The sequence below is a fragment of the Microbacterium yannicii PS01 genome (assembly GCF_000304335.1).
Taxonomy (GTDB): Bacteria; Actinomycetota; Actinomycetes; order Actinomycetales; family Microbacteriaceae; genus Microbacterium; species Microbacterium yannicii_A.
Map to the genome: position 1 here is coordinate 1 of NZ_CAJF01000060.1, position 5,423 is coordinate 5,423.

Genomic DNA, 5,423 nt, shown 5'->3' on the forward strand with positions numbered 1-5,423 from the left:
GCTTCTCGAGCGCGACCTTGCTGTCGACGCCGAGTTCGGAAGCGATCTCGTGCACGCGTGGTTTGGCAGCCACAATTCTCCTGTCTGAGGTCCACCCAGACAGGGCAGACCATTAGTCGCGGACGGGTCTCATTTCGAGCCGTTCACTTTGTTTCCATAGCCGTTCAGCCTTTTGTTCGCTGTAGGTATTTCTCGATGGTCTGCGTGTCGAGCGGACCCGACGCACGCAATGCCCGAACGAAGGCGCGGCGCCGGATGGCGGACTCCACGCACTCACTCGTCTCGTGCACCCACGCGCCTCGTCCGGGCATCGACGCACGGGTGTCAGGAACGACAGCCGAATCGACGGCGACCACCCTCAAGAGGGCGGACCGGGGAGCACGCGTGCGGCATCCGACGCACGTTCGTACAGATTCCATGTTACACCTCGGGGCTCACACCCCGGACCCCTCTCCCTCACACCTCGGGGTTCCGTTCGGAGCGAGTCTCAGGATTCGAGGATGCTGTCGGGCTGGATGTCGATCTTGGCGCCGGTGAGCTTGGCGGCCAGGCGAGCGTTCTGGCCCTCCTTGCCGATGGCCAGCGAGAGCTGGTAGTCGGGCACGAGTGCCCGCACCGCCTTGCTCGAGACGTCGAGGATGAAGCTCGAGGTCACCTTCGCGGGCGACAGCGCGTTCGCGACGAACTTCGCCAGCTCGGGGTCGTAGTCGACGATGTCGATCTTCTCGCCGCCCAGCTCCTCGGTGACGGCGCGCACGCGACGGCCGAGTTCGCCGATGCAGGCGCCCTTGGCGTTGATCGACGGGTCGTTCGCCTTCACCGCGATCTTCGTGCGGTGACCCGCCTCGCGTGCGAGCGACACGATCTCCACGAGACCCGCGGGGATCTCGGGCACCTCGAGCGCGAACAGCTTGCGCACGAGTCCGGGATGGGTGCGGGAGACGGTGATGGCCGGCCCCTTCGTCCCCTTTGCGACGCTGGTGACGTACACCCGCAGGCGCGAGCCGTGCGCGTAGTCCTCGCCGGGCACCTGCTCCTCGGGCGGGAGGATGGCCTCGATCGAGCCGAGATCCACGTGCACCATGCGGGGGTTGGGTCCCTGCTGCACGACCCCGGCGACGATGTCGCCCTCCTTGCCGCGGAACTCGCCCAGCACGGCGTCGTCGGCGATGTCGCGCAGACGCTGGCTGATGACCTGCTTCGCCGCGAACGCGGCGATGCGGCCGAAGTCCTCGGGCGTGCTCTCCTCTTCGCCGATGACCGCACCTTCGTCGTCGAGCACCGGGATGAACACGGCCACATGACCCGTCTTGCGATCCAGCTCCGAGCGGGCGCCTTCGGGCAGCTCGCCCGTGGGCGACGTGTGCTTGGCGTAGGCGGTCAGAATCGCCTGCTCGATGATGCGAACGAGCTCCTCGAACGGGATCTCCTTCTCGCGCTCGACAGTCCGAAGCAGTCCGAGATCGATGTCCACAGTGGCCTCCGTATTCAGCTCTCACCGGCACGTCGACGCGCACCGGAACCCTACAACGTTACCGGATGCCGCCTCCACCGATTCTGTGAGGCCCAGGGCTCCCCCGTGGCCTAACGACCGCAGTCGTCGACGTGTGTTTCGGTGCGGCTGAGGCGGGCGTCCGTCCAGCTGGTGAGGACCGGAAGGAAGTCGGATCGCGGCAGGAGCGTCGCGAGATGGTCGTAGCCGCGGTACGAGAGCCAGCGCACCCGCTCGCCCTGCGCACACAGCCGGTCGACGAACTCCTGCTGCAGATGCGGCGGGATCACCTCGTCCTCGTCGCCCCACGCCACCAGGAGCGGGTGGTTCCACGGACCGGCGGGCACGTTGTCGGCCAGCCGGTCCCCCAGTGCACCGGCGGTGAGGTCGCCGACGTAGAGGGGACGGTCCTCCGCCACCCCGAGCGCCGCCGCGACCGAGACGATCACGCCCGGCTCGGAAGGGCAGCGCTGGGTCATCTCCCGCACGATGGCCTCGGCGCCCGGAGCGATGTACCGGGTGAGGTCGACGTCGTCGTACGTGTCGGCATACGGCACCAGGACCCACGAGATGAGGATCGAGAGCAGCGCTCCGGCGTCGCCCTCGGTGAGCTCGTCCGCCAGCGCGAGGGGATCGGCGGCGGGTGCGAGCACCGCCGTGCCCCGCATGTCGATCTCGGGCGCGTAGTCCGGCGCGATCTGCGACATCCACAGCGCCGCGTGGCCACCTTGCGAATGCCCCCAGGCGACGGTGCGCGACGACAGCGGGACGCCGTCGAGCTCGCGTGCGGCGAGCACCGCATCGAGCGACGAGCGCGCTTCACCGCGACCGATGAGGTAGGGGAAGACGCCGGGAGCCCCCTGCCCCGAGTAGTCGGACGCGACGACGATCCACCCGCGTGCGATCGCCTCGTCGAGCGCGGGGATCGACCACTTTGTTGCCGCAGCGTCACGCAGGCTCGGAGCGCATCCGCGCGCCACACCGGTCGTCCCGTGATTCCAGGCGATGACCGGCCGCGCCCCCGGCGGCGTCTCGTCGGGCACGATGACCAGGGCGCTGGCCACGGCCGGCTGGCCGACCGCATCGCGGGTCGTGTAGAGCATGCGGTGGACGTCGGCGCCGTTCGGATGCTGTCCGGCGAAGTCTCCGACCCGGATGAGGCGCCCATGCTCGTACGGCACCAGCGCCGGCGGGTCGTAGAACGCGTCGACGACGGGGGCGCCGTCGGCAAGCCAGGAGTTGGCCCACCACCCTCCCCCGGCCAGCGCGAGAACGAGCGCAGCCAGTGCGTACCGGCCCGCAGCCAGCCACCCGGCGCGTGCGCGACGGCCGGCGGATTCGGCGGCGGCGGCATCCTTCCCCTCATCACCAGCGGGAACCGTGCGGGAACCCGCGACGAAGGCGCGCACCGCCCGCACCAGGAGCGTCGCACCGAAGACGATCGTGCGCACGCCGAACACGATGGCGACCACGAGAACCGTCACGTCCGGCCACGCGAACGCCAGGATGCCGAAGACGATCTGCGCGACCGCCCACGCGGCGGCGAGCACGCGCTGACTGACCCGCCCCCTCGCCAGCGCGTCGTAGATCGACGCCAGGCCGCCCAGCAGGAGCAGCACCGCGATGAGCGGCGGGAGCAGTTCCAGCGTTCGGCCGAGACCGACGAGGATCGCGAGGCCCAGCGCGATCCACACCGCACCGAAGACCACCCGCGACCACAGGGCGGATCCGGGCCCCGAGAGCAGGCGCGCCGCACCGGTGAAGATCGCGGTGAGCCCGACGTAGACGGTCAGGAGGAAGAGCGAGGTCAGCGGACGCGTGACGATGAGCAGCCCGGCCAGCAGTGACAGCGCGCCGGCCACCGCCAGCACCGCCGGCGGGGCGCCGCGCACCAGCCGGGGCACGATCGTCCACGACCTCGCGGTCGGGCGGTGCGCCTCGCGGATCATCCGGCCCATGATAATTCCCGCCGCTCGCCGGAACGGTCGCGTCGCGATTCCGACCCCGACATACTGGGCCGATGGACGCAGTGAACGAATGGCTCGTGACCTGGGGAGACAACCTCTGGACCTGGATCGTTCTGCCGGTCGTGGTGCTTCTGGGCATCTACTTCACGGTGCGGTCGGGAGTGGTCCAGTTCCGGCTGATTCCAGAGATGTTCCGGACGTTGACCGATAAGACGCCCCGTGGCGAAGACGGGCGCCCGCAGTCGGTGTCGGCGTTCCAGGCGTTCACGATCTCGGCGGCGTCTCGGGTCGGGGTGGGCAACATCGCCGGCGTCGGCACCGCGATCGCCCTCGGCGGCCCGGGCGCGGTCTTCTGGATGTGGCTGATGGCGTTCGTCGGCGGCGCGTCGAGCTTCATCGAGTCCTCGCTCGCGCAGCTGTTCAAGATCCGGGACAGCGACGGCTTCCGCGGTGGCCCGGCGTACTACATGGAGCGCGGACTGAAAGCACGGTGGATGGGGATCCTGTTCGCGGTGATCCTCATCGTCTGCTTCCCCTTCGCCTTCAGCTCGCTGCAGGCCAACACGATCACGGCGACCGTGTCGGCGACCATCGGCGGCGAGACGCTCGCCTGGCTGCCCTGGGTCATCGGCATCGCCGTCGCCCTCCTCACCGCGCTGGTGGTCTTCGGAGGCGTGCGGCGGATCGCGTCCGTGACGCAGACCCTCGTTCCGCTGATGGCACTGGCGTACCTCCTGCTCGGACTGGTCGTGGTGGGGCTCCACATCGATCGTCTGCCCGTCGTCTTCGCGGAGATCTTCACGCAGGCGTGGGGCTTCAACGAGGTCGTCGGCGCGGCCTTCGGGTACATCGTTCTGACAGGCGTTCGGCGCGGCATGTTCTCGAACGAGGCCGGTCTGGGGTCCGCTCCGAACGCCGGCGCCAGCGCGGCCGTGACGCACCCGGTCAAGCAGGGCCTCGTGCAGACCCTGGGCGTCTACTTCGACACCTTCCTGGTCTGCTCGATCACCGCCTTCATCATCCTCGTCTCGGTGCCGGATCTCAGTTCTGCCACACGAGGGATCGGGCTGACGCAGGACGCGCTGGTGAGCACACTCGGGTCGTGGTCCAGCATCGCGCTCAGCGTGATCATCTTCCTGCTGGCGTTCTCGTCGATTCTCGGCAACTACTACTACGGCGAGTCGAACATCGAGTTCATCACGCCGAATCGCGGCGTGCTGACCGGCTATCGGACGCTCGTTGTGCTCGCGGTCCTCGCTGGATCGGTGGTCGGCGCCGACCTGGTGTGGAGCTTCGCCGACGGCGTCATGGGGCTCATGGCGCTGACCAATCTGATCGCCATCGCGCTGCTGTCGGGCATCGCCTTCCGTCTGCTGAAGGACTACACCCGTCAGCGCAGGGAGGGCCGTGATCCCGTCTTCACCCGCGATCGGCTCCCGGGCGTGACGGGGATCGCCGTGTGGGAGAACGAGCTCTCTGTCACCGGCCCGATCGACCTGACGACCAAGCGACGCCAGAGCGCGAAGCACCGCGATCACCTGCACACCGAAAGCTGAGAGGCAAGTCCTCCGCCCGGCCGCCGGTCGGATCTCTAGGCTGTCGGCATGGCGAGGGCGGAGGTGAGGTCGGCGGCGCGGCGCGCCGAGGCCAATCCGGTCTTCGAGGCCCTCGCCCGCGGCGGCTACGTCGCCGATGGACTCGTCCACATCCTGATCGGCGTCTTCACCGTCGTGGTCGCGTTCGGAGGAGACGGCGAGACCGATCAGCCTGGCGCGTTCCGCGCCATCGCGGGTGCGCCCTTCGGGTTCGTTGTGCTGTGGATCGCCGCCCTCGCGCTCGGGGCGGTCGGCGTCTGGGAGATCCTGGAGGGCGTCCTCGTGCGCCGCGACAGCCGGAAAGTCAAGTGGGGGGCACGCGTCACGGAATGGGGCAAGGCCGCAGTCTTCCTGATCCTCGCCGCGATC

Annotated in this window: 5 protein-coding genes; 2 read left to right on the forward strand and 3 right to left on the reverse strand. The window is 68.9% G+C overall.

Annotated elements, in window-relative coordinates; genetic code table 11:
* Positions 1–164: 164 nt before the first annotated feature.
* From WYM_RS21605 to WYM_RS18685, 3 genes are all read right to left on the reverse strand, one after another.
* Positions 165–419, reverse strand: a complete 255-nt coding sequence (locus tag WYM_RS21605) for a YlxR family protein (protein ID WP_083866286.1) — start codon at positions 417–419, stop codon at positions 165–167.
* Positions 420–487: 68 nt separating this feature from the next.
* Positions 488–1,474 carry a transcription termination factor NusA gene (gene nusA, locus WYM_RS18680; protein ID WP_019182367.1) on the reverse strand — a complete coding sequence of 329 codons (987 nt, stop codon included), beginning with the start codon at positions 1,472–1,474 and terminating at the stop codon, positions 488–490.
* A gap of 110 nt (positions 1,475–1,584) precedes the next feature.
* On the reverse strand, positions 1,585–3,441 hold the full coding sequence (locus WYM_RS18685) for a lipase family protein (protein ID WP_157525371.1): 1,857 nt from the start codon (positions 3,439–3,441) through the stop codon (positions 1,585–1,587).
* A gap of 71 nt (positions 3,442–3,512) precedes the next feature.
* On the opposite strand from WYM_RS18685, the gene WYM_RS20840 reads away from it, so the two are divergent.
* Both WYM_RS20840 and WYM_RS18695 read left to right on the forward strand, forming a co-directional pair.
* Positions 3,513–5,015: an alanine/glycine:cation symporter family protein gene (locus WYM_RS20840; protein WP_051008185.1), complete on the forward strand. Its 1,503-nt coding sequence runs from the start codon at positions 3,513–3,515 to the stop codon at positions 5,013–5,015.
* A gap of 48 nt (positions 5,016–5,063) precedes the next feature.
* A partial coding sequence (locus tag WYM_RS18695; RefSeq protein ID WP_019182370.1) for a DUF1206 domain-containing protein occupies positions 5,064–5,423 on the forward strand: 360 nt, incomplete at its 3' end.

Excerpts from the sequence above, each read along its gene's own strand:
- WYM_RS21605 (WP_083866286.1), bottom strand. The coding sequence starts at position 419 with ATGGAATCTGTACGAACGTGCGTCGGATGCCGCACGCGTGCTCCCCGG.
- WYM_RS18685 (WP_157525371.1), bottom strand. The coding sequence starts at position 3,441 with ATGATCCGCGAGGCGCACCGCCCGACCGCGAGGTCGTGGACGATCGTG.
- WYM_RS20840 (WP_051008185.1), top strand. The coding sequence starts at position 3,513 with ATGGACGCAGTGAACGAATGGCTCGTGACCTGGGGAGACAACCTCTGG.